The 21,988-nt window shown below is 67.2% G+C and carries 22 protein-coding genes and 2 pseudogenes; 11 read left to right on the top strand and 13 right to left on the bottom strand.

The window, feature by feature from the left end:
* Nucleotides 1-444 (top strand): annotated as a pseudogene (locus tag D2K64_RS19350) (DDE-type integrase/transposase/recombinase); the annotation flags it as partial.
* Between the two features lie 102 nt (nucleotides 445-546).
* Here the strand turns inward: D2K64_RS19350 and D2K64_RS19345 are convergent.
* Together D2K64_RS19345 and D2K64_RS19340 are read right to left on the bottom strand one after the other, a co-directional pair.
* Nucleotides 547-1,227 (bottom strand): DUF3102 domain-containing protein, encoded by a 681-nt coding sequence (locus tag D2K64_RS19345; protein WP_120010023.1) that lies wholly within the window; start codon nucleotides 1,225-1,227, stop codon nucleotides 547-549.
* Complete coding sequence (locus D2K64_RS19340; RefSeq protein ID WP_157985956.1) at nucleotides 1,224-1,937, bottom strand: ParA family protein; 714 nt, start codon at nucleotides 1,935-1,937, stop codon at nucleotides 1,224-1,226. The genes D2K64_RS19345 and D2K64_RS19340 overlap by 4 nt, the downstream gene beginning before the upstream one ends.
* A 228-nt stretch (nucleotides 1,938-2,165) precedes the next feature.
* Between D2K64_RS19340 and D2K64_RS26255 the strand changes: the two are divergent.
* Nucleotides 2,166-3,012 (top strand): annotated as a pseudogene (locus D2K64_RS26255) (IS110 family transposase).
* Between the two features lie 402 nt (nucleotides 3,013-3,414).
* Nucleotides 3,415-4,947: an FAD-dependent oxidoreductase gene (locus D2K64_RS19330; RefSeq protein ID WP_120010021.1), complete on the top strand. Its 1,533-nt coding sequence runs from the start codon at nucleotides 3,415-3,417 to the stop codon at nucleotides 4,945-4,947.
* Between the two features lie 203 nt (nucleotides 4,948-5,150).
* Here the strand turns inward: D2K64_RS19330 and D2K64_RS26250 are convergent, their stop codons facing one another.
* Both D2K64_RS26250 and D2K64_RS19320 read right to left on the bottom strand, forming a co-directional pair.
* On the bottom strand, nucleotides 5,151-5,369 hold the full coding sequence (locus tag D2K64_RS26250) for a helix-turn-helix domain-containing protein (RefSeq protein WP_367617124.1): 219 nt from the start codon (nucleotides 5,367-5,369) through the stop codon (nucleotides 5,151-5,153).
* A 189-nt stretch (nucleotides 5,370-5,558) separates the two neighbouring features.
* On the bottom strand, nucleotides 5,559-6,176 hold the full coding sequence (locus D2K64_RS19320; RefSeq protein ID WP_157985955.1) for a DJ-1/PfpI family protein: 618 nt from the start codon (nucleotides 6,174-6,176) through the stop codon (nucleotides 5,559-5,561).
* Between the two features lie 541 nt (nucleotides 6,177-6,717).
* Between D2K64_RS19320 and D2K64_RS19315 the strand changes: the two genes are divergently transcribed.
* Entirely contained in the window at nucleotides 6,718-7,347 is a 630-nt protein-coding gene (locus tag D2K64_RS19315; RefSeq protein WP_120010018.1) for an NUDIX hydrolase, read from the top strand.
* Here D2K64_RS19315 and D2K64_RS24575 read toward each other — a convergent pair.
* Together D2K64_RS24575 and D2K64_RS24570 are read right to left on the bottom strand one after the other, a co-directional pair.
* A complete protein-coding gene (locus D2K64_RS24575) occupies nucleotides 7,284-7,658 on the bottom strand; it encodes a hypothetical protein (RefSeq protein WP_157985954.1) in 375 nt (124 codons plus the stop codon). The genes D2K64_RS19315 and D2K64_RS24575 overlap by 64 nt on opposite strands.
* Nucleotides 7,659-7,944: 286 nt before the next feature.
* On the bottom strand, nucleotides 7,945-8,457 hold the full coding sequence (locus D2K64_RS24570) for a MarR family winged helix-turn-helix transcriptional regulator (RefSeq protein ID WP_274379315.1): 513 nt from the start codon (nucleotides 8,455-8,457) through the stop codon (nucleotides 7,945-7,947).
* Between the two features lie 79 nt (nucleotides 8,458-8,536).
* On the opposite strand from D2K64_RS24570, the gene D2K64_RS19305 reads away from it, so the two are divergent.
* The 4 genes from D2K64_RS19305 to D2K64_RS24565 all read left to right on the top strand — a co-directional run bounded on the left by D2K64_RS19305 (nucleotide 8,537) and on the right by D2K64_RS24565 (nucleotide 11,226).
* The gene (locus D2K64_RS19305; protein WP_120010016.1) at nucleotides 8,537-9,055 is read left to right on the top strand and encodes a DUF417 family protein; all 519 of its coding nucleotides are present in this window, start codon (nucleotides 8,537-8,539) and stop codon (nucleotides 9,053-9,055) included.
* Nucleotides 9,056-9,162: 107 nt separating this feature from the next.
* Nucleotides 9,163-10,317 (top strand): bifunctional alpha/beta hydrolase/OsmC family protein, encoded by a 1,155-nt coding sequence (locus D2K64_RS19300; RefSeq protein WP_238384302.1) that lies wholly within the window; start codon nucleotides 9,163-9,165, stop codon nucleotides 10,315-10,317.
* Between the two features lie 14 nt (nucleotides 10,318-10,331).
* Nucleotides 10,332-10,643, top strand: a complete 312-nt coding sequence (locus D2K64_RS19295; RefSeq protein ID WP_157985952.1) for a hypothetical protein — start codon at nucleotides 10,332-10,334, stop codon at nucleotides 10,641-10,643.
* A 427-nt stretch (nucleotides 10,644-11,070) separates the two neighbouring features.
* Nucleotides 11,071-11,226 (top strand): hypothetical protein, encoded by a 156-nt coding sequence (locus D2K64_RS24565; RefSeq protein ID WP_157985951.1) that lies wholly within the window; start codon nucleotides 11,071-11,073, stop codon nucleotides 11,224-11,226.
* Between the two features lie 103 nt (nucleotides 11,227-11,329).
* On the opposite strand, the gene D2K64_RS19290 is transcribed toward D2K64_RS24565, so the two are convergent.
* On the bottom strand, nucleotides 11,330-12,259 hold the full coding sequence (locus D2K64_RS19290; RefSeq protein WP_120010013.1) for a LysR family transcriptional regulator: 930 nt from the start codon (nucleotides 12,257-12,259) through the stop codon (nucleotides 11,330-11,332).
* A gap of 140 nt (nucleotides 12,260-12,399) precedes the next feature.
* On the opposite strand from D2K64_RS19290, the gene D2K64_RS19285 reads away from it, so the two are divergent.
* Complete coding sequence (locus tag D2K64_RS19285) at nucleotides 12,400-13,392, top strand: MBL fold metallo-hydrolase (protein WP_238384301.1); 993 nt, start codon at nucleotides 12,400-12,402, stop codon at nucleotides 13,390-13,392.
* A gap of 31 nt (nucleotides 13,393-13,423) precedes the next feature.
* Nucleotides 13,424-14,518 (top strand): aldo/keto reductase, encoded by a 1,095-nt coding sequence (locus tag D2K64_RS19280; RefSeq protein WP_120010012.1) that lies wholly within the window; start codon nucleotides 13,424-13,426, stop codon nucleotides 14,516-14,518.
* 275 nt (nucleotides 14,519-14,793) lie between these two features.
* On the opposite strand, the gene D2K64_RS19275 is transcribed toward D2K64_RS19280, so the two are convergent.
* Complete coding sequence (locus D2K64_RS19275) at nucleotides 14,794-15,675, bottom strand: aldo/keto reductase family oxidoreductase (RefSeq protein WP_120010011.1); 882 nt, start codon at nucleotides 15,673-15,675, stop codon at nucleotides 14,794-14,796.
* Between the two features lie 93 nt (nucleotides 15,676-15,768).
* On the opposite strand from D2K64_RS19275, the gene D2K64_RS19270 reads away from it, so the two are divergent.
* A complete protein-coding gene (locus tag D2K64_RS19270) occupies nucleotides 15,769-16,671 on the top strand; it encodes a LysR family transcriptional regulator (RefSeq protein WP_120010010.1) in 903 nt (300 codons plus the stop codon).
* Nucleotides 16,672-16,987: 316 nt separating this feature from the next.
* Here D2K64_RS19270 and D2K64_RS19260 read toward each other — a convergent pair whose 3' ends face one another.
* From D2K64_RS19260 to nikA, 5 genes are read right to left on the bottom strand one after another with little or no spacing between them, the layout of a single operon-like run.
* Nucleotides 16,988-17,869 (bottom strand): ABC transporter ATP-binding protein, encoded by an 882-nt coding sequence (locus D2K64_RS19260; RefSeq protein ID WP_202910754.1) that lies wholly within the window; start codon nucleotides 17,867-17,869, stop codon nucleotides 16,988-16,990.
* Nucleotides 17,866-18,627: an ATP-binding cassette domain-containing protein gene (locus tag D2K64_RS19255; protein WP_120010008.1), complete on the bottom strand. Its 762-nt coding sequence runs from the start codon at nucleotides 18,625-18,627 to the stop codon at nucleotides 17,866-17,868. Before D2K64_RS19255 ends, D2K64_RS19260 begins: the two co-directional genes overlap by 4 nt.
* Complete coding sequence (gene nikC / locus D2K64_RS19250; protein WP_120010007.1) at nucleotides 18,624-19,439, bottom strand: nickel ABC transporter permease subunit NikC; 816 nt, start codon at nucleotides 19,437-19,439, stop codon at nucleotides 18,624-18,626. Before nikC ends, D2K64_RS19255 begins: the two co-directional genes overlap by 4 nt.
* Entirely contained in the window at nucleotides 19,436-20,374 is a 939-nt protein-coding gene (gene nikB / locus D2K64_RS19245; protein WP_120010027.1) for a nickel ABC transporter permease subunit NikB, read from the bottom strand. The genes nikC and nikB overlap by 4 nt, the downstream gene beginning before the upstream one ends.
* 2 nt (nucleotides 20,375-20,376) lie before the next feature.
* Entirely contained in the window at nucleotides 20,377-21,942 is a 1,566-nt protein-coding gene (gene nikA / locus D2K64_RS19240; protein WP_120010026.1) for a nickel ABC transporter substrate-binding protein, read from the bottom strand.
* Between the last annotated feature and the right edge of the window lie 46 nt (nucleotides 21,943-21,988).

Raw genomic sequence — 21,988 nt, 5'->3', positions numbered from 1 at the left:
GTCTACCGGCTGTACCGTCTTGAAGGTCTGAGCCTGCGGCGCAAGCGCCCGCGACGGCACGTCACTGCGGCACGACGGATGGAACGGGAGGTTGTGGTCAGGCCGAACCAGCAGTGGTCGATGGACTTCGTTTCCGATGCCCTGTTCGACGGGCGCCGGATCCGCGCCCTGACGCTGGTAGACAACGATACCCGGGAGGCACTCGCGATTGTCGTGGACGGTGGCATCCGGGGCGAGCAGGTGGTGCAGGCGGTCGAGCGGATCGCGGAACACCGTGGTGCGCCGGAACGGATCAGGGTCGATAACGGCCCGGAGTTCGTGTCGAAGGCACTGGATCGCTGGGCCTATGAGCGCAGCGTGACGCTGGACTTCTCCCGCCCGGGCAAGCCGACCGACAACGGGTTCGTGGAAAGCTTCAACGGCCGCCTGCGCGACGAATGCCTCAGGAATTTGCTGCCAAAGCAGCCCAGAAGGGCCGCTGATGAAGCCGGGAAGCTCTCCCTATGGGCGGACCAGTTTCCCGGTCTAAGGTCAAAAGGCGCCTAATCAATCCTGCTCCTCTGCTCCACCGTTGATGATAAGCCTATTACCTCTGGCCTCATCGAGTTCAGCAAGTTCGCGGCGCGCCTTCTCTAGTTCGTGCTCGTGGCGCCGAATGAACTCGGCGAGCCAAACGCGCCTGCGCGCGAGCGCCTCGTGGTTAACCGCAGACGACCTTCGCAGCCGCTTACGCTTCCAAGCGATAATCTCGGGACGGCGCAGGTCTGGACGGACCAAGCCCTCTTGGTTTGCCGCGGCAAGATCGTCCGGCTTCAGAGTGGCAAGCTGGTAGGCGACGCTCGCCGCCTGCGGCAGTTTCGGCTCAGGAATGCGGCCGCCGTCCACAGCCTCCGCAATCATCCTTAACTCGTATGCGGTTTGGCGCCCGAACGGTAGCGACGCCTCGACCAATTTCTGGAACTCGCCATGCGCCAGCTTTCGCTTGGCTTGGACGAGGTAGCGGCCAATTGCGAGAAAGGACTGCTGCGCCTCGCGCCACAGCCGGGAGATCTCGCGTGTATACTCGTCGGGGTTCCGCAATTCACGCTGTGCGGTTCGGACAATGTCCACCTGTGAGCGTGGAGCTACCCCGGCGACGGAGACAGGTGCGGTCGGGATAGCTGGCGTCGACGGCCGGCGGGCGACCTCGCCGCGACCCAGGACGAAAGAACTAGGCTGGCGGCTCATCGTGCGCGAATTCCCAGTTCAGAACGCGCGAAGGCCCAGACGCCCCGAAAATCGTCGGCACCGTTCCCTCCGCGTAATTCCATCACCCCGATCCCCGCCCGTGCGCTGCGCCGGATATCCTCAAGGTCACGAACCTCAACGGGAGCCAATCGGCCTCCCGTCTCCAATAATCCAAGTTTTGCTTCGTCGAGGCTCTTGCTGCCACGTCGAACTCGGTTGAGCAAGAAATGCGCCGGCACATCAAGCCGTGCGAGTAGTTCCATCCACGGAGCGGCGCTCTCGATGTCGTCATCGGAGGGCTGCACCGGCACAAGAACCAAGTTCGCTTTCCGCAGTAGCATCTGCATCTGACTTGGGCTGCTTTCGACGCCAGGAGGCGTGTCCACGATGACGACGTCGAACTTCGAAGCGTGGATCCGATCCAAGTGAAGACCGATCTCGGACAGGACGATGGCTTCCCACGCTAACGGTGGCGCCTGCTCCGGGCGTCGCTCTGCCCAGCGCGCCAGCGCCTGCTGTGCATCAGTATCCACCAATAACACGCGAAGTCCCTCATGGGCCGCAGCTACCGCAAGGTTCCGGGCTGTCGTTGTCTTCCCAGAGCCTCCCTTTGCGGTCGAAATGACAAGCCATTTCGTGCTTCCTCCATCCTGCGCTGCCGTGGGCCTAGCAACGCGTCTTCGTTCTACACTCTGCGAGTTCTTCGCCATGAAGCTCCTCATTGATCTCTATTGCCTCAGGTGTAGCGGGAACTTCTGCGATCGCGCACCCTAGAAGATGTGCTTGGCCCGAGAATGCAAGGCGCGCCTTACATTTGAATAGAAAGATTTTGTCCAATTCAGAGGCTTATCGCCTAGACTCAGATGTCTGTCTGAGGCGGGGTGGCCCGCCTCGAACTATGCAGGATGATCGAGGGTTGCGCCGGGTAGGCCGGCGCCTTGCCTCAGCACAGGAGATGGGCCGCGGGAGAGAATATCGATCTTATCGGGCTAGACGTGCACAAGGCGACGATCGCCGTCTGTGTGGCGGAGGCCGGAAGGAATGGCGAGGTACGGTTCGTGGGGGAGATCTCCCACGAACCGGCAGCACTCGACAAGCTGGTCAGCCCGGCTTGGCCGGGGCGGTCGGACCCTGATCTTCGCTTACGAGGTCAGTCCTTGTGGCTACGGGGTCTACCGGCACCTCCGCAATCGTGGCCACGACTGTGTGGTGGTCGCGCCGAGCCTGATCCCACGCAAGCCCGGCGAGCGGATCAAGACGGACCGGCGGGATGCGACGGCGCTCACCCGTCTCGATCGAGCGGGCGAGTTGACGCCGGTCTCAGTGCCCGGCCCAGAGCACGAGGCCCTGCGGGACCTGGTGAGAGCCATGGCTGACATGATGGAGGCGCTCCGCAAGGCGCGGCAGTGGCTGGTGGTGCAAACCTTCCCGCATCCTGCTCAGCAGGTCGCCTGCCAGGAATACCTCGACGCGCGCATCGAGCGGCTCACGGGCCGCATCCGTGACCTCGTAGCCTAGCTGGAACATGGCGCCTGTGGTCGAGGCGCCTGGACCCACCGACTGCCGGCGCGCATATCGGCACAGATGAAGCCCCGCTTGGCGGGTCTGCCGCGGGAGGTGCGCGACACCGCCTGGAAGGCACAAGTGCGCTTCTGCGCGCGGTACAGGCGCCTGTTAGCGGCAGGCAAGCGGCCGCAGGTGGTGGTCACGGTGATCGCGTGCGAGATGGTGGGGTTTGCCTGGGCCATCACTCGCATGATGGCGCCATCCGACGCAGCGGCCTGACCCCGTTAATCACAGCAGGCTGAAAAGAAGGAAGCCAAACAGGCGAGACGCTTGGACGAGGAGGTGGAAGCGGTCCGGGGAACCCTCGGAACCACTCCGGGGAGGTCACGTGCCGACTCCTGCTCCTTGACAGAGGCAGCCCCGCGACGACCATGGTCATGCGGCACCTAACTCGCGTATCAGAGCTGGATTAACCGTCGCTCGTCATCCGCCTCCTCACCCAAGCGCCTCTACATCGAGAACAACGCCTGCACGGCGGCCAGTGAAACACCCCGACCTTGGAAGAACGAACATCAGAGAATGCTAGATCGCCTCGGCCAGGCAGGGGTTCTAAATTGACCAGCCCAGGCCTGTCGCTGCCGATCCATGGCTGCGGAGCTGATTGCTGCACCGGAGAAAACCATGAGCACGATCAGCACCCGAGAGCACCAGATGTTTCCGGTCCTCAGTCCGGCACAGATTGAAATTGCTCAGCGCTTCGCGAGCGGGCCGGTCACCCGCTTCGCACCAGGTGAGACCGTCTACGTGATTGGGGCACACGACGTTCCGGCGTGGCTGGTGCTCGAAGGCACCATCGAGATCGTCCGGCGCGACGGGCTCAACCGGGAAGCGCCGATCACCACCCATGGTGTCGGCGAGTTCACCGGCGAGGTGAACCAACTGGCCGGCCGTCCATCACTGGCCGCCGGCTGCGCCGGTCCCGCCGGCTGCACCGCGCTTCCGTTCGATGCCGCCCATCTGCGGGCGCTGATGGTCGGCTCCGACAGCGTCGGCGAGATCGTGATGCGGGCGCTGATCCTGCGGCGCGTGAGCCTGATCGAGGAGGGGGGTGCCGGCACCATCCTGATCGGTGTTCCGGGCATGCCGGATGTCACACGGCTGCAGAACTTCCTCAACCGCGGTGGCCTGCCCAACCTCCTCCTCGACGTCCGGGACGACGATGACGCACGCGCATTGGTGGAGCGCACGGGCGTGCTGCCCGAGGAGCTGCCGCTGGTGGTCTGCCCCGGCGGGCCGCTGCTCAAGCGCCCGACCGACGAGGAATTGGCAGCGTGCCTCGGCGTCGTGCCGACCATCGATCCCGAGCGGTTGTACGATGTCGCTGTGGTCGGTGCTGGCCCGGCCGGACTTGCCACCGCGGTCTACGCGGCCTCTGAGGGACTCTCCGTCATCGTGCTCGATGCGCGCGCCATGGGTGGCCAGGCCGGCGCATCCTCCTGCATCGAGAACTATCTCGGCTTCCCGACAGGCATCTCCGGCCAGGCCCTGGCCGGACGCGCCTTCAATCAGGCGATGAAGTTCGGTGCGGAGCTGGCGATCCCCGTCACCGTTGAACGGCTGGAGTGCGGTGAAGCGGCGCTGACGCTGTTCTGCGCGGGCGATCGCAGCCTGAACACGCGGGCGGTGGTGATCGCTTCGGGCGCGCGATACCGCAGGCCGGACGTGCCGAAGCTCTCGACCTTTGAGGGCAGCGGCGTCTCCTACTGGGTGTCCGCCGTCGAGGCGCGGCTGTGCGCGGGTCAGGAAGTCGCCCTGGTTGGCGGCGGCAACTCCGCCGGTCAGGCGGTCGTGTTCCTCGCGCCGCAGGTCAAGCGCCTCCATCTTGTTGTGCGTCGGGACCTATCCCAGACGATGTCGCGCTATCTGATCGACCGCATCGCCGGCCTGCCGAACGTTGAGATCCACATCGGCTCGGAGATTGCAGGCCTGGAGGGCGAGGGGGCGAGCGGTCTCAGCGCCGTGATCTTGCGCAACCGGCGTGACGGCACGCTCCACCGGCGCGCAGTCCGTCACCTGTTCAGCGGCCAGGTCGGATGCTGCGATGTGGGCCGCACCGGCACGCCAGCACGCATTTTGGAGGCGAGGAGGCCGGCCTCCCCGGCCAGACACCACAATCGGGTCGGCTCCCGAGACACACAGAGCGCGTGCCGGTGATACTGAAGAATATTCGCCACCGGCCTGAGCCGGATCCCACTGGAAACCGATGCTGTCGGGAACCTAGTTCATCGATGAGGACCATCAGCCAATTTTTTTCGACAGCTGCCTGCGTGTTCCGATCCTTGTGCAGATGGCCAGCAGCATGTTCGGCTGCCGTCGCGAAGCGCGATGGCCGGGGCTGATCAGCATCGGAACACGGTTCATCTCGCGAGCCAGCGGTCCACGGCACGCCGCATGCTCACCTTGCTTTCGAAGCCACATCGGAACGCGACGTCGCCAACGCGGCCTCCGGCGGAGCCGAGAAGCGAATATGCTATCTCGGCCCTGAGGCGCTCCACCGCCCGGGCCAGGGTCGTCCCGACAGGAGTCACGAATCGGCGATGGAAGTCCCGCGGGCTCTGCCCCGCGGCAGCCGCCATCTCCTGAACCGACCCGAATCGGGCAGGCTCGGCAGCGATGGCCTGCAACAAGGGCTCGAAGGGTGCCGCGCCCCCGGACCTGCAGGGTTAGCACGTCGCTGAGTTGTTTCTGCTCCCCTGAGCGCCTCAGCGGCACAACAAGCTGGCGGGCTACTCGCGACGCCAGCGCCGCGCCATGATCGCGCTCGATCAACGCAAGAGCCAGGTCGATCCCGGCGGTGACGCCGGCAGTGTCCAGATCGGACCATCCTCGATAAAGAGCGGCCGCTCCTCTACCAGGACGGATGGGTAAGCCAGCGCCAGTGCGTCACCGCCCGTCGCCCGTCGCCCATCGAGCAGTCTGGCCGCCGTTATGAGAAAGGCTCCGGTACAGATCGAACAGATCCGCGTTGGCCGCCCCGCCACTTCGGCCAGGAAAGCTAGGCAGCCCGCGTCCTTTCGCGCTTCATGCACCCCGGATCCGCCGGGAATGACGAAGGTGCCGATGGGCCCGGCAGGGCAGGCTTCCACGGTGACTCCGAAACTGGAAGTCGTCGCCACCGTGCCGCCAAACAGCCCGACGAGCTGGATCGCATAAGGTGGATCGGCGCCTTCCTCGTTCGCCGTGCCGGAGGACATTGGCAGGCCCGTGACCTTCTCGCCCGGTTCGGGGCCACGCCCTCCGATGGGCGGGTGACGGTGGATGGGAAATACTATACCTCCGGCGGCGTTACGTCCGGGATCGACGTGGCCCTGCAGGTCGCCGCCGACCTGCAGGGAGAAACCGTCACCCGCAAGATCTAGTTGGCCATCGGGTACGATCCGCATCCTCCCTTTCCGGGCGGCACGCCTCTCACATCGTCCGGCGACATCGTTGAGGCCGTGCAAGAGGACTCCCGCGCCCGTCGCGCCGAACGCGAGGGCATAATAGCCTAGGCAGCCGAGCGGCTGCGCATGGCCTTGAGGTGACTTTGGCGGACGATAGGTCCCTTCACGCCGCCGGACAGGGCGCGGACGGGAATGCGCCAGGGCCCCGGCAGAGCAGTCCATCCCACGATTGTGGGCGGACCTGCGTCCGGCTGAACCGATCCGGGTGAACCCGACCGCGTCAGGGGCGTTGGTGAGCCAGGCATCGTCAACGGAAGAAGGAACTGAGGCATGGCGGACCGGCCTGATACAAAGAAGCTTCCTGGCAATTACGGGCAATTCGGCAGGAACACGGCCACCGAAGACTATAAACCTCTGAACAGCCCGAATGGTGCGGGCCGCGCTCCGGCTTCCCCGCCACAGCCTGAGGGGAAAGAGGGCGGCCGGTCGCACGGCTCTGACAACGACCTGCCGCATGCCAGTCCGCAGGAAGATCGCGGCCATGCCGGGCGGTGATCAAGCGCTAAGCGATGTTGAACTGAAAACGCTTGAAACTCTGCTGGCAAAGCTGAGCGGGCGGGGTGCCAGCCTGCCCGGACCGGTGTTCCGCTTCATCACGGAAGTCTCAGCCACGGCCAATGTGGACCTGCTGGTCCGGGACAATGAGCAACGCGTACTGCTCGCCTGGCGCGACGACGCATTCGGAACCGGCTGGCACGTTCCGGGCAGCATCATCCGCCATCGTGAGGACATCGCCCATCGTATCTCCGCCTGCGCGCTCGACGAGTTTGACTGCGCCGTGAATGTCGCTGAACGTCCGGTTGCGCTCCTGCAGATCTTCGACGACCGGGGTCACTCGATCTCCCTCTGCTATCCGGCGACACTGCGAGGCACTCCCGGGAAACGCGTCCTGCAGGCGCAGGACAAGCCGGAGGCCGGGGATCTGTGCTGGTTCGCAGAGCCGCCCGCCGGGCTCTACCCTAGTCATGTGGTCTATCGCGATCTGCTGGATGCGATGAGCCGTGGCCAACTGGGAGACGGCGCGCGCCTGTTCACGCAGTACGCTGGTCATCGCGGCATCGGACAATCCGCACCGGAAGGCATGATCAGCAACGATGCCTCCCTTACCTGAATCATCTCGCCAGCGATATCGCAGGACCAGCCGAAATCGAGGCTGGCTGTGAGGCGCTGGCCCCGCATGGCTATAGGCTTGGCCAGGAAGTCGCTGATGTTGCCCAGGTCGCTCGTTCGGATGCCTTGATCAGCGCCATGGCGTCCCTTTGGCGACAAGTTGCGTGCCCGCGAGAGCGCAAGGCCGGCATGTTGTCCGGGATGTTCTGCGTCTCCGAGAACGACATTGCCGCGATCCGTACGGCTTTGCTGCAGGACGGTGATTAGCGGCCGCGCTTCGCGGGTCTCGCCGGCAATGCCGAGGCGCAGCACTTCGTGTGCATGATGGGCCTAGGAACGATATGACCTCGCGACCTGGGGGATGGCAGCGTCGCACGCATCGGCTTCCACACCACGCCGGAGGGCGGCGCCGGCGGCGACGTGCTGGCCAGGCCCGGTGCCCGCATCAACATTGCCTGCGGTGAATACAACGGCGCTCTCACGGCCAGCGGTGCGGCACCGATGGCTTCAGCTTGGTGAATGGCGGTATCCTGCTGGTTCAAGGATCTAAACGGCCCCGTCTCGGCTGGTGACGAGATGGGCAGCGGCGGCGGGCAGGTCAGACGATGCCGCGTAAGGTGCCAGTGACCGGGCAATCGGCGCAGACTACCGTGTCGCACAGGCGGCAGACCGAATAGGCATGCTCCTCGTTGCGGACCAGGGATGCGAGCAGCTTCTCGGTCAACACCCCGAATGCTCGCCGTTCCTCCGGATTCAGGACCGCCAGCGCCCGGGTGACATGCTCGAGGCGCGTCGCCAGGATCGCAGTGCAACTCCGCTCCCCTGACTCAGTCAGGTACAGGGCCACCGCGCGGCCGTCGCGGGCGCTAGGCCGCCGCTCCACCAGACCGCCCGCCGCCAATCGGTCAACCAGGCGCACGGTGCCGGGATGTGACAAACCCAGCGCCCGCCGCAGCGTCTCAATCGGCATTCCAGGTTCATGCCGCAGAAGCGTGATCGCGGCGGCAGCCTGGCCAGGTTCCGGCGCTTGCAGCGATACGCCGTGCAGGAGCGCATCGGAGAGCGCCAGCGCAAGTGCGCCCACTATGTTTTCGGTTCGCTGTTCCGTCATAAAGGAAATATATATGCACGACGCATAGACAGCAAGTTGGAGAAAATGTATGCTCCAAGCACATAAAAGGAGACACGTCATGACGCAGAAGCTGATCGCGGCCGCCGATAATGCCTTTCTTCACCTCGACCGTTTCGTTTCGGCGGTGCGGATCAAGGCGATCGGCCTGGCGGTCGCTCTCGCCGGGGTCGTGCTGCCGCTGGCCCTGATCGGGCTCCTGAAGTTCACGCAATACGAGGCCGAGGCGCTGCAGCCCCTCATCAACGGTACTCCATGGCTGGCCTGGCTCTACCTCGTCTTCGGAGAGGTGGGCACGAGCGCGCTGCTGGGCGTCGTCGAGATCCTGACCGCCTTCCTCCTCATCGCCTCGATCTGGTCGGCGCGTGCCGCTATCCTGGGCGGCGCGATCGCGGCCCTGACCTTCGCCACTACCGTGTCGATTATGCTGGTCTTCCCGGTCTGGGAAACAAGCATCGGCGGCTTTCCCTGGCTGAACGCCGCGGGCCAGTTCCTCCTGAAGGACGTGGCGCTGCTCGGCTTCAGCCTGGTCATTCTGGGTGACGGCCTTGCCCGCCTTCGCGCCGGCCAGCTTCGCTGAGCCGCTCGATCCGCCGCAAGGAGTACCCGATGAGAACGGAACGACTGGATTTCGCAGGACATGCCGGCGGGGCACTCGCCGCGCGGCTCGATCTTCCGGACGGCGCGGTGCGTGGCTACGCGCTTTTCGCCCACTGCTTCACCTGCTCGAAGGACCTCCTGGCGGTACGCCGCATCACGGCCGGCCTTGCCCGGCACGGCATCGCGACGCTCCGCTTCGACTTCACCGGTCTCGGCGCCTCGGATGGCGAGTTCGCCTCCACCAACTTCTCCTCCAATATCGAGGATCTGAAGCGTGCTGCCGATCATCTCGCCCGTCAGCACGCCGCACCGCGGCTCCTGATCGGCCACTCGCTCGGGGGCGCGGCTGTTCTGGCCGCAGCCGCCGACATTGCGGGGGTCGAGGCGGTCGTGACGATCGGCGCACCGGCCGATGTCGCCCACGTGCTGCGCCATTTCGGCTCCGACCTGGCGACGGTCGAGGCGAGCGGCAGCGCCCGCATCCGCCTGCACGGTCGCGAGTTCACGATCGAGCGCCAGTTCGTCGAGGATGCCCGCGGCGCCAGGCTGTCCGAACGCGTGAGGGCACTCGGCAAGCCGCTCCTGATCCTTCATGCCTCGGGCGACGAGGTGGTCGGGATCGAGAACGCCTCAGGGATCTTCGGCGCCGCGAGGCACCCGAAAAGCTTTGTTTCGCTCGACGGCGCCGATCATCTCCTGACCCGCGCCGTGGATGCGGAATTCGCGGCCAGCGTCATCGCCGGCTGGGCCTCCCGTTACATGGAGGATGCACCGGTCGAGGAGCCGGCACGGGAGGAGGGCGCCGTTTTTGTCGCGGAAACGGGCCAGGGCCAGTTCCAGCAGCGGGTCGATGCGCATGGCCACCGGTTGCTCGCGGACGAGCCGCGCACTTCGGGCGGCATGAATTCCGGCCCGAGTCCTTACGATTTCCTCGCCATCGGCCTCGGGGCCTGCACCGCCATGACCCTGCGGCTCTACGCGCGCAAGAAAGGCCTCGATCTCGGCGCGATCTCGGTCGAGATCGACCACGCCAAGGTCCATGCCGATGATTGTGCCGAATGCGCGTCGAAGCCGTCGGGAGCCGGTGGCAGGATCGACCGCTTCGAGCGCCGCATTCGTGTCGAGGGTGGCGTGTCCGACGCGCTCGCCGCCGATCTCGCCCGGATCGCCGACCGGTGTCCCGTGCACCGGACGCTTGAAGCCTCCTCCGTCATCGCGACGCGCATTCTGGCCCCCGGATGACGCCGTTCGGCGACATGCCGCTTACCTGGCTGGCGGTGTGGGTCGGGGACGCCGCCTTTATGCTGGGAGGTGCGATCCAGTTCGGCACCATCTGTGCCGTCCGTGCCGCCGAGGAACTGGTCGAGCACCGGCGAGCGGACAGCTTCCTCGGCTTCTTCGAGTGCAGCCTTTGGGCGCTCCTGGTTGCCTGGGCCTCTGGCGTGGCCCTGGCAACACCCTGGGCACCGCCGGGATGGCTCTGCCTCGATGCCGTGCTGTTCGGTGCGGGCGCAGCCGTGAACGGCGGCTGCGCGTTCGGCTCGGTTGCGAGGCTGGGGGAGGGATAGCTGGCCTTTTTTCTCACAGGCGCCGGCGCGTTCGCGGCGTTCCGCCTGCTGGATGTGGTCGGGTTCGAACCGCGGATGTCTGCCGAAGGCGAGGCCCCACCCCGGCTCGCCTGTCCCTTGATCCCATTCGGATTGCCGGCGTTGCTGCTGCTTCGCGTGGCGGCATGGCGCCAGCCTTGGCGGGCCGTGTTGCGGCTGTCCGTTCCGAGGGCGCTCATCGGCACGCTTGGCATGCTGATCGGGCTGATGCATCAGCCCTGGCCTGGATGCTCGTCCTGCAGCGCATTGGGGCGTCGGGCTGGCTGCCTGCGCTGTCACTCGGATGCCTTCTCGCCGGCAGCGGCGCGGTATGCATCTGCGAAGGCGGTTCTGCATCAGGCGGCCGCGCCTCGCGGATCTCCGCGATCGATTTGCCGGCGGGGTCCTCATGGGTGCCGGAAGCGCGCTGGTGTCCAGGGGCAATGATAGCCTGGTCCTGCAGCAATTGCCGGCAGGACATCCCGAAGCCTTTCTCGCTTATGCAGCGATGCGGATCGCAATCGTCGCGATGCTGCTCATTCTGCGCCGCGCGGCGGCCGACTAGGCTGAATGTTTCTTCGCAGCGCGAACCGCCTGCTTCGAGTTGCGCAGAGGTGACGGGCGTTTCGCTGAAGAAGGCGGGCGGCTTGGCTCAGAGACCTCGTCTCTCACGGCCTCCTGGAAACCTCGGCGGCAGCGTCGACGCGCCAGGCAAAACTGCGAAGGTGGTCCAGGAAGGCTCGCATCGCAGCGCCGGTGTGGCGCCTGTTCGGGTAGTAAAGGAACCAGCCCGGCAGCTTGGGGCTCCATTCCCGCAGCACCTCGACGAGGTCGCCGCGCTCGACCCGGTCGCCCACGTAATCCTCGAAGACGTGCGCGATACCCTGTCCGGCGACGGCCGCCTGCATCTCCTGGTGCGCCGAGCCCAGTGTCAGACGGCCGGCCGGCGTCACCTCGAACGCTTCGCCATCCTTCTCGAAGCGCCAGAGGGCGAAGGTTCCGCCCGGGAAGCGGCGGCGGATGCACTCATGCCGGACAAGATCGTGCGGCGTGGCGGGAGTGCCTCGTCGCTCGAGATAGCCGGGCGAGGCGACGATCGCGTAGCGGAGGGGCGGGCCGAGCGGCACCGCGATCATGTCCTTCTCGATCTGCTGACCAAAACGCACACCGGCATCGAACCCGCGCTCCACAATGTCGATGATCGCCGCGTCGCTGACGATCTCGATTCTCACCTCCGGGTAGGCCCGCATGAAGCTGAAGGCCAGCGGGCACAGGAGATGGTCGGCGGCCGGCCCGGGCGCGTTGATGCGGACCGTGCCCGAGGGGTTCTCTCGCAGTTGGTCGAGGTCGGCGACCGCGTGCCTGATCTCGTTCAAGGCCGGGGCGAGGCGCTCCAGCAGGCGCTCGCCAGCCTCGGTCGGGAAGACGCTCCGCGTCGTCCTGTTCAGCAGGCGGATGCCGAGCGCTGCCTCCAGTGAAGCGACGGTCTGGCTGAGGGCCGAAGACGACACCCCACGCTCGGCCGCTGCCGCCCGGAAGCCGCCGCACCGGACGATGGCCGCAAAGGCTTCCAGGCTGTCGAGGCGGAGAGGCTGCATTGCGAAGCTATGCTTACCGGGTCGCGCAGTTTCAAGCCAGTTCAAGACGCAGTTCATCGGGAGCATCTGACAACCGGATCGTGCGCGTCGATGGCTATGGCGAGCGGGGCGGTTCGAAATGACATGGCAGGAGGTAGGGCGTGGACGACTTCATCGGCTTCCAGCGTCGAACGGCGCTGACCGCCGCCGCTACCGGGGCGGCGGCTTTGGTGTGGGGAAGCGCGAGGGGCCGCCCAGCCTCCGCGCAGGTAGTCCTCCCACCGATCGGCAACGCCGGCCACTACCGGTTCCGGGTAGGCGAGATCGCCGCAACCGTGCTGAGCGACGGCCTGATCGGCGGTCCTCCCCGGATCTATGCCATCGACGCGCCGGATGGCGACCTGCAGGAGGCCCTCCGGCGCGCCTTCCTGCCCACCGACCATCTGACGCTGAACCTGAACACCTTGCTGATCGAGACGGGCGGGCGGCGCATCCTGCTCGAGGCCGGCGCCGGGCAGACCATGGGGCCGAATGGCGGTCGCCTCTTCGCGCATCTCGCCACCATTGGCTTGGCGCCGGTCGACATCGATGCGGTGGTGATCTCGCACATCCATCCCGACCATGTCGGCAACCTCCGCGCGGTGGACGGGGGCAGGGCCTTTCCGCGCGCCACCATCTTCGCACCCCGGGCCGATTGGGCGTTTTTCGTCCGTGGCGATCCGGATCTCTCCTACATGCCCGTGCCGGACGATTTTCGCCGCCGCTTCGCTACTGCCATCAAGCGCAGCGTCGAGCCCGTGGCCAGCGGCGTGGAGCTCTACGAGGCCGGGGCAGAGATCGTCCCCGGCCTCGCCACGCTCGCGGCTTCCGGCCATACGCCTGGCATGGCGGCCTTTCTGGTCCATTCCGGAAACGACCAGCTTCTGCTGACGACGGACCTTGCCTACCACCCGGTGGTCAACGTCGATCGCCCCTGGCGTCCTGGACCGGATCGCGACCCGGACGCCGCCCTCGCCGCCCGTCGGAGCCTGTTCGACCGGGCGGCGGCCGACCGCATTCCCGTGCTCGGCTTCCACTACCCGTTCCCTGGTATCGGCCGCCTGCGGAAGACCGGCACAGGCTACGCCTGGGTTCCGGCGGACTGGCAGTTCTGACGATCCGACATCAAGCGGAAAAGACCGTCCCATGACCGACAACATATCCCATGCCAGCCGGCGCGGCCTTCTCGGAGCGGCGGCTCTCGGAACCACCTGGGCCGGTGCGCGCAGCGCCCTCGCCCAGGCCAGCGGCAGCGCGGCGCCCGCGATGAAGTCCGCTACCGCGCCGGTGCTGACGCGCCGGATCGGCCGGAGCGGTCAGACGGTGACGGCACTGGGCCTCGGGACCTTCCTGACCTACGATGCGAAGCCGGGCGACCGGCGGGATGGCCTCCGCGAGGTGATGCGGCGCTACGTCGGGGGTGGTGGTCGCCTGATCGATACTTCCCCGCTCTACGGCTCGGCCGAGGTGAGCGTCGGCGCCTTGCTGGCCGGCCTGCCGGAGGAGCCTGAGGTCTTCGTCGCCAACAAGATCTGGTCGACAGGCGAGTTCCTAGGCGATGAGAGCCACGCGCTGGCAAGCCTGGAGCAGTCCAGGCTCCGCATCTGGCGCTCCTCCATCGACCTCCTGCAGTGCCACAGCCTGGTCAACGCGCCGGTCATCATTCCTCTGCTGCAGGCCTGGAAGCGCGAAGGGCTGATCCGCCACGTCGGCATCACCCACCATGAGACATCGGCGCAGGACGAGTTGGCGCGGATCGTCGAGGGCGGCGGCATCGACGTCGTGCAGACGAACTACTCGATCTTCTCCCGTGGCGCGGAGAACCGGCTGTTGCCGGCCGCGGCCGACCGCGGCGTCGGGGTATTGGTCAACCTGCCCCTGGAGAAGGCGCGCCTGATGCGGCTGGTCGAGGGACGCCCGCTGCCCGACTTCGCGCGCGAGTTCGGCGCGACGAGCTGGGCACAGTTCTTCCTGAAGTGGGTGATGGCTCACCCGGCCGTCACCTCCGTGCTCTGCGGCACGTCAAACCCGGACCACGCCGCCGACAACATCCAGGCTCTGCGGGGGCCATTGCCGGACGGGGCCATGCGCCGCCGCATGGTCGCGCACATGGAAGCGATTCCAGGTTTCGGCGACATTGGCCGCATGCCCTGGTACCCCGGCAAGGAGGGAATGTACCAGGGCCTCATCCGCGGCGCCCAGGCCCGCGCCAGGGCCCGGCTAACGGATGGAGGGCACTGACTGCGGAGCCGGCATCGGCCACCTCAGAAGCGGCACCCGAACGTTGCCGCTGTTCTTGTTGCCGGCGAGGTCAGGCCGAATGCCGCCACCTGCTTCCAGGGGCGGCATAAAGGAAGGCGGACATGCCTTCGGAGCGGCATGCTCGGCGGCGATCGATCGGCTTCGGACTATTCGGTCAGCCCAGCAGGCTGCCGGATGGAGTCTCCGGCAGCATCGAGCAGGAACAAACGCTGGCCGTCATGCGCTGTCATCATTGGCGGCCGAGATGCGCCCGGTCAGCCCGTCACCCCTTCCACCGCAATCCGGTCCAGTACGGGCATGATCTCGTCCGGCACTCGAAGCTCGGCCGCTGCGAGGTTCTCCCGCAGATGCGCGACAGAGGAGGTGCCGGGGATCAGCAGGATGTTGGGCGAGCGGCGGAGCAGCCAGGCGAGGGCGAGTTGCATGGGCGTTGCGCCCAGGCGCTGGGCCGCCTCCGACAGGACCGAGGATTGCAGCGGGCTGAAGCCGCCGAGGGGGAAGAAGGGGACATAGGCGATGCCGTCACGGGCCAGGCTGTCGATCAGCGCGTCGTCGCCGCGATGGGCGAGGTTGTACTGGTTCTGGACGCAAACGATCTCACAGATGCCACGGCCCTGCGCGACTTGGGCCTGGGTCACGTTGCTCAGGCCGATGTGACGCACCAAGCCGCGCTGCTGCAGCTCGGCGAGGGCGGCGAGGGGCGCCTCGATGGAGCCTTCGGCGGGGCCGTGCACGTCCAGCATGATGCGCAGGTTCACCACCTCCAGCACGTCCAGGCCGAGGTTGCGCAGGTTGTCCTGCACGGCCTGGATCAGTGCCTCGCGCGAGAAGGCCGGGAGCCAGGCTCCCGTCCCGTCCCGCCGGGCGCCGATCTTGGTGACCAGGGTGAGGTTGGCCGAATAAGGCGTCAGCGCTTCGCGGATGAGCCGGTTGGTGATGTGCGGACCGTAGAAGTCGCTGGTGTCGATGTGGTCCACGCCTGCGGCGACGGCTTCGCGCAGCACTGAGAGGGCGGCATCGTGGTCTCTGGGCGGGCCGAACACGCCGGGGCCGGCGAGTTGCATGGCGCCGTAGCCGAGGCGGTTCACGCTGCGGCTGCCGAGGCGGAAGGTGCCGGCCTGGTTGATGCGGGTCATGGTCGTTCTCCTTTGGAACGGCCCGAAGCTAGGCCCTTGGGCTTTGGGGCGTAACGGGGCACAATCCGCACGGGCCGTGCGGGATGGCGAACAATGGCGGCGGATCTCAGTGACCTGAACGCTTTTCTTGCCGTGGCGAGGGCTGGAGGCTTCCGGGACGGGGCACGCGCCATCGGCGCCAGTGCCTCGGGGGTGAGCGAGGCGGTGCGCCGGCTCGAGGCCAGGCTGGGCGTGAGACTGCTGCACCGGACGACGCGCAGCGTCGTGCCGACGGAGGCGGGGGCGCGTCTGCTGGAGCGGCTGGGCCCGGCACTCGGTGAGGTGCAGGCGGCGCTTGATGTGGTGAACGGGTTTCGCGACCGGCCGGCGGGCACGCTCCGGCTCAACGTGCCGGTCAGCGCGGCACGGCTGGTGCTGCCGCGCATCGTGCCGCCATTCCTCGCGGCCTATCCGGACATCCGGCTGGAGGTGATGGCGGACGACAGCTTCGTGGATCTGCTGAGCGCCGGATGCGATGCAGGCATCCGCTATGACGAGCGGCTGGAGCAGGACATGATCGCGGTGCCGATCGGGCCGCGGGTGCAGCGCTACGCCCTGGCGGCCTCCCCGGCCTATCTGCGCAGCCACGGCCGGCCGGGGCATCCGCGCGAGCTGCTCGGCCATGCCTGCCTGCGCGGCCGCTTCAGCAGCGGCGCGATGATGGCGTGGGAGTTCGAACGCGGGAGCGAGCTGGTGCGGGTGGAGCCCAAGGGGCCCCTGCTGGTGGGGATCGGGGCCGCGACCGACCTTGCGGTGGACGCGGCGGTCGGAGGCACGGGAATCATCTATCTCTTCGAGGACTGGCTCCGTCCCTATCTCGACCGCGGCGCGCTGGAGCCGATCCTGGAGCCATGGTGGCAGGCCTTCTCCGGGCCGTTCCTCTATTATCCCGGGCGGCGGTTGGTGCCCGCGCCGCTCCGGGCCTTCATCGACTTCATCCGAAGTTCAGCAAGCTGATCATCGCCGGATTTCTGATATGGGCCGCCAGCTCGTTAGGGGTCCCGTTTGGGAAAGCGTTCTTCGGATGGTCGAGGAAGGCGGAGACGTGCGCGCTCAGCAGCCGCCGGGACGGGTACGCTATCCTGGTCCATTGAGGCGTCTGCATCGCCCTAATGGACCCCATCTGGCGCCCATCCCCACCCGAGGCGCGCACCACCGCCGGGACGCCGAAGCGCCCGCTGCCGGAAGCAGGCTTCTGGATGGTGGCCGGGCTGACGCCATGGCACTCCCTCACAGCACAGCGGCCAGCTGTACCGCGACACTGAACATGTTTTCAGTCCCCCTCGACCGCCAGCACGCTTCGCGTCGGGGATGGGCTTGAAGATGGCAGCCATTGGCCGGATGGCGGGGCCCGAAGCGGACGCGGGCCGGGCCGGGCCGGCAGGATGGCCGCCCGCAACGCCGCCATGGCAGGCGGCACCGGACCGGTGCCGAAGGGGTCCGCCACCTCGATCGGCTGGCCATCCTGCATAACGTAGCAGCGATCGGCAAAGCCCCTGACCAGCCGCAGGTCGTGCGTGATGAACAGGTAGGCAACATGATTCCGTCGCCGCAGATCCCGCAGCAGAGCCAGCACCCGCATCTGGTTTTCTAGATCCAGGCTGTTCACGGCCTCGTCCAGCAGCACCAGGCGCGGACCGGGCGCCAGGGCGCGGGCGATGCAGAGGCGCTGCAATTGTCCGCCGCTCAGCCGGTGCGCCAGCCGGTCCATCAGCGTCGCAGGAAGGCCGACATCCTCGAGCAGCGCCGCAACACGCTGCCGCAGCGGCGTGTGTTCCAGACGGCTGACATGCAACGGCTCGGCCACGACCTGGAAGGCCGTGAGGCGGGGGCTGGTGGCGCCGTGTGGGTCCTGGAACACGGCCTGGATGCTGCGGCGGGTGGCAGGCGGCATGCGGCCGCGGCGGTCCAGCAACGGCACGCCATCCAGCAGAATCTCGCCTCCCCAGGGCCGTTCCAGTCCCAGCGCTAGGCGGCCCAGCGTGCTCTTGCCCGAGCCGGTGGGGCCCAGCAGGGCGACGCATTCGCCGGGTGCGATGCGCACGGAGGCATTGCGCAGCACCGGCCGTGCCAGGAGGCGGGACAGCAGCCCGCCCTGGCGGTAGCCGTGCGACACTGCGCGCAGCTCCAGCAGGCTCAGGCCCGGGGGTGTCATGCGTAGAGGGCCAGATGGGCGCTGAGCAGCGCCTGGGTGCGCGGGTGGGCCGGGTCCTCGAAGATGCCGTGCACCGGCTGCTGCTCAATCACTCGACCCGCATCCATCACCACCACCTGATCCGCCAGCCGTGCAATCACGGAGAAGTCGTGCGTCACCAGCAGCAATCCCAGGCCGCGCCGGACCACCAGCCGCTCCAGCAGATCCAGGAGCTGCGCCTGCACGATGAGGTCGAGATCGGTTGTCGGCTCATCCGCCAGCAGGAAGTCGGGATCACGGCACAGCGCCAGGGCCAGCATCACCCGCTGCAACATGCCGCCGCTGAGTTGCGAAGGATACAGCCTGGTAATCGCGCCTGGCTCCCCGAACCCGACGTCCCGCAGCAGGTCCTGCATCCGGTCGCGCGCCGCAGCGCCGCGGACGCCTTCGCAAGCCAGGGTTTCGAGGAAATGCCGGCCGATGGTGACCAGCGGGTTAAAGCCGCCACGCGGCGCCTGCTGCACCAGTCCGACGGTTCTGCCCCGCAGGGCTGCGCGCTCAACTGGGGCGTTGTCCAACGCCACCATTCCGGCCACCTGCCGCACGCCGGGCGGCAGCAGGTTCAACAGGGCCAGCGTCGTCAGGCTCTTGCCGCTGCCGCTGGTGCCGACCAGCCCCAGCACCCGGCCGCGCCGCAGCGTGAAGCTGACCCCCTGCACCAGCAGGTGTCCCTCGGCGGCCAGATGCAGGCCGCCCACGGAAAGGCTGCGCGCGCTCAATGCACGTGGTCCGGCATCGTGGGATCCAGCCGGTCCCGCAGGGCGTCGCCCAGCAGGTTGAAGCCGACCACCGTCAGCAGGATGGCGGTTCCGGGCAGCACCACCAGCATCGGCGCAGTGCGGAAAAAGGGGCGGGCGTCGTTGATCATGATGCCCCATTCGGCGGCAGGCGGCGCCAATCCCAGCCCGAGAAAGGACAAGCCCGCCACATGCAGCATCCAGTGGCCGAGATCGAGGCTCGCCAGCACCGCCAGCGGCCCGGCCAAGGCCGGCAGCAGGTGCCGCCGCATGATCGCCAGGCGAGACAGTCCCGCCACCTGTGCCGCGGTGACATAGTCCTGGCTGCGCAGGGACAGCGTGACGCCGCGCACCAGCCGCGCGTACCAGGCCCAGTGTGAGAGCGCGATGGCGATCACAACATTGGTCAGCCCGGTGCCCAGCGCCCCGATCATGAACAGCGCCAGCACCAGCGTGGGCACGGTCATGAAGGCGTCGCAAATGCGCATCAGCACCGCGTCCACCACGCCGCCGAGCAGCCCGGCCATCATGCCCACGGTGCAGCCCAGCGTCAGCACCATCAGCAGGATGGCCGTGACCGCGGCGAGAGAGGCCCTGGCGCCCCAGAGCAGCCGCGACAGCAGATCCCGCCCCAGATGGTCGGTGCCCAGCCAGTGTCCGGCCGCCGGCGGCAGCAAGCGCTGGGACAGGTTGGTCAGCGTAGGATCATGGGGCGCGATCCATGGCGCCAGAATGGCGGCGCCGAGCATCAGCGCCACCAGGCCCGTCGCCAGCGGCACGAGGAGCCGCCTCATGCCGCGCGTTCCAGCCGGATGCGCGGGTCCAGCCAGGCATAGATCAAATCCACCAGCAGGTTGCACAGCACGAAAACAGCGGTCATCACCACCACGAAGCCCTGCAGCACGGGATAGTCGCGGTTGCCGATGGCCTGCAGGGCGTAGCGCCCCAGACCGGGCCAGCCGAACACGGTTTCCACCACCATGGCGCCGCCCATCAGCTCCCCCAGGTGCAGGCCGATGGCGGTCAAAGGCGGCACCATGGCATTCAGCACGATATGGCGGCCGAGCAGGGTGCGGGCGGGCAAGCCGCGGGCGCGGGCGAAGCGCAGGTGTGCCTCCCCCAGCACGCCGAGCACGGATGCGCGCACCAGCCGCAGCATGACGCTGGCCGACATGGCCGCGGTGGCCAGTGCCGGGAGGAGGATGCTGGACAGCCCGTCCCGTCCAATGGCGGGCAGCCAGCCCAGCGTGACGGCAAACAGCAGCACCAACAGGAAACCCAGCCAGAAATTCGGGACGGAGACGCCAAGAAAGGTCATGACCCGCGTGAGGTGATCCGGCCAGCGGTCGCGGTTCATCGCAGCCCAGATGCCCAGCGGCACTCCGACCAGAATGGTGACCAGCATGGCCGTGCCGGCCAGCTGCAGGGTGGCAGGCAGGTAATGCGCGATCTCTTCCGTCACCGGTCGATGCGTGAACCAGGAGATGCCGAGGTCGCCCTGTACCGCGCCACCAAGCCAGCTGGCGAATTGCAGCAGGATCGTACGGTCGAGCCCCAGCTCCTGCCGTGCCAGGGCCAGGGCGGCATCGGTGGGCGGGATCTGCGCCAGCCTCAGATAATCGAGTGCCGGGTCGCCCCGGCCCAGACGCAGCATGGCGAAGAAGCCGAAGGAAACGAGCAGAAGCAGGGGCAGCAGCGTCGCCAGCCGCCGCAGGGCGAATCCGAGCACCGTCAACCCCGGCCGATCTGCGCGAAGGGGATGTCGTTGCGCGTGTCGCCGAAGGGCACCCGGCCCAGGGCCGGGCGGTGAACCACCTTGTTGGTGAGGAAGGAGACGGGAAAATACACGGCCTGTTCATGCAGCGTCGTCAGCAACCAGCGGTACTCCGCGGCTCGCTGCGCCTCTTCCGTGGAGATCAGAACGGCGCCGATACGGCGGTCGATCTCGGCTTTCATGGGCAGGCCGCGCTGTGCCTGGAAATCGGCGTGGGACGGTGCGCGCATGGAACTCATGAAGGCGTGCGGGTCATAGGGCGCGCCCCAGGTGTCGCCGAAGATCATGCCGAAATCGCCGGAGCGCTGGCGGCCGACATAGGTGCTCGCATCCTCGCCCACCAGCCGCACAGCGATGCCGATGCGCGAGAGGTCGCCCTGCACAGCCTCCGAGATGGCCTTCTGCAGGGCATCAGTGCCGGTGAAGCACATGTCCAGCGCCAGTTCCTGCCCATCGCGCATCCGCACGCGGCCACCGGCCGGCCGCCGCCATCCAGCCGCATCGAGCCGGGCCGCCGCCGCTGCGCCATCGAAGGCTGGGGCGCGGAGACCAAGCCCGACATAGGGAAAGGTTTCGGCGAACAGGGTCTCGGCCGCGGGCTCGGTGTCCAGCAGGATGTGGCGGACCAGCGCGGCACGATCGACGGCTTGGGCGATGGCCTGCCGGACCGCCAGATCATCCGTTGGGAAGCGTGCGGAGTTCAGCGCCAGCAACCGCGTGCCGATGGGTGGAGAAATGGCAGTGGTGAACCGCGCGTCGGCTGTGAAGCGGCGGAAGGTATCGGCGTCGACCTGGTCGGTGCCGTAGATCAGGTCGATCTCGCCCGTCTCCAGCGCCAGCGCCCGCGCATTGCTGTCACCCAGCACGCGGACCAGCACCTCCCGCAGCGCCGGCTGTTCGCCCCAATAGCCCTCGTTACGGCGGAACAGGTCATGCTGCCCGCGCGATGTCTCGGCCAGCACCCAGGGACCGGTGCCGATCGGCGCGGCCAGGCTGCCGTCCGGCCGCAGGGCCGCGGGAGAGGCGAAACGCAGGGGACGGGGAAGGGAGAGTTCCAGCAATGTCGGATAATAAGGCTTCGCCAGCCGCAGCCGGACAGTGCCAGGGTCCAGCGCCTCGGCACCTTCGATCTGGTTGACCAGCTCCAGCCAGGCGTGCCGTGCCCGATTGCCGAGCATGGCGTCGACATTCGCCACGACGGCTGCGGCGTCGAACGGCGTGCCGTCGGCGAAGCGAACGTCCCGGCGCAGGGTGAAACGCCAGGCGCGACCATCCGCTTCGATCGCCCAGGCCGTGGCCAGGGCAGGCAGGATCTGCCCTCCTTCGCCATACCGGACCAACGGCTCATAGAGCATGGAGTGGGCGTACATCTGGTTGGGCGAGTAGAGATGCGGATGCAGCGGGCCGGCATTGCTGGGCCAGGAGAAGGTCAGCCGCTTCCTATCTGCCAGAGCGGACGGCGCGGGGAGCATCGCCAGACCTGCGACTCCTGGCGCGAGGTGCAGCAGTGACCTGCGCAGCATGTTATTCCCCATCCCTGATCCCGTCAGTATGATAAAGGCATCAAAA

The organism is Teichococcus vastitatis (assembly GCF_003604215.1).
Classification (GTDB): domain Bacteria; phylum Pseudomonadota; class Alphaproteobacteria; order Acetobacterales; family Acetobacteraceae; genus Pseudoroseomonas; species Pseudoroseomonas vastitatis.
Note: the sequence above shows the minus strand (reverse complement) of the source record. Positions and strands in the feature narration are given on the sequence as shown.

Bases quoted from the DNA above. Each gene is read 5' to 3' on its own strand.
- D2K64_RS19345 (WP_120010023.1), bottom strand. From the start codon at position 1,227: ATGAGCCGCCAGCCTAGTTCTTTCGTCCTGGGTCGCGGCGAGGTCGCC.
- D2K64_RS19340 (WP_157985956.1), bottom strand. From the start codon at position 1,937: ATGGCGAAGAACTCGCAGAGTGTAGAACGAAGACGCGTTGCTAGGCCC.
- D2K64_RS19330 (WP_120010021.1), top strand. From the start codon at position 3,415: ATGAGCACGATCAGCACCCGAGAGCACCAGATGTTTCCGGTCCTCAGT.
- D2K64_RS26250 (WP_367617124.1), bottom strand. From the start codon at position 5,369: ATGGCGGCTGCCGCGGGGCAGAGCCCGCGGGACTTCCATCGCCGATTC.
- D2K64_RS19320 (WP_157985955.1), bottom strand. From the start codon at position 6,176: ATGCGGATCGTACCCGATGGCCAACTAGATCTTGCGGGTGACGGTTTC.
- D2K64_RS19315 (WP_120010018.1), top strand. From the start codon at position 6,718: ATGCCGGGCGGTGATCAAGCGCTAAGCGATGTTGAACTGAAAACGCTT.
- D2K64_RS24570 (WP_274379315.1), bottom strand. From the start codon at position 8,457: ATGACGGAACAGCGAACCGAAAACATAGTGGGCGCACTTGCGCTGGCG.
- D2K64_RS19305 (WP_120010016.1), top strand. From the start codon at position 8,537: ATGACGCAGAAGCTGATCGCGGCCGCCGATAATGCCTTTCTTCACCTC.
- D2K64_RS19295 (WP_157985952.1), top strand. From the start codon at position 10,332: ATGCCGCTTACCTGGCTGGCGGTGTGGGTCGGGGACGCCGCCTTTATG.
- D2K64_RS24565 (WP_157985951.1), top strand. From the start codon at position 11,071: ATGGGTGCCGGAAGCGCGCTGGTGTCCAGGGGCAATGATAGCCTGGTC.
- D2K64_RS19290 (WP_120010013.1), bottom strand. From the start codon at position 12,259: ATGCAGCCTCTCCGCCTCGACAGCCTGGAAGCCTTTGCGGCCATCGTC.
- D2K64_RS19280 (WP_120010012.1), top strand. From the start codon at position 13,424: ATGACCGACAACATATCCCATGCCAGCCGGCGCGGCCTTCTCGGAGCG.
- D2K64_RS19275 (WP_120010011.1), bottom strand. From the start codon at position 15,675: ATGACCCGCATCAACCAGGCCGGCACCTTCCGCCTCGGCAGCCGCAGC.
- D2K64_RS19270 (WP_120010010.1), top strand. From the start codon at position 15,769: ATGGCGGCGGATCTCAGTGACCTGAACGCTTTTCTTGCCGTGGCGAGG.
- D2K64_RS19260 (WP_202910754.1), bottom strand. From the start codon at position 17,869: ATGACACCCCCGGGCCTGAGCCTGCTGGAGCTGCGCGCAGTGTCGCAC.
- nikC (WP_120010007.1), bottom strand. From the start codon at position 19,439: ATGAGGCGGCTCCTCGTGCCGCTGGCGACGGGCCTGGTGGCGCTGATG.
- nikA (WP_120010026.1), bottom strand. From the start codon at position 21,942: ATGCTGCGCAGGTCACTGCTGCACCTCGCGCCAGGAGTCGCAGGTCTG.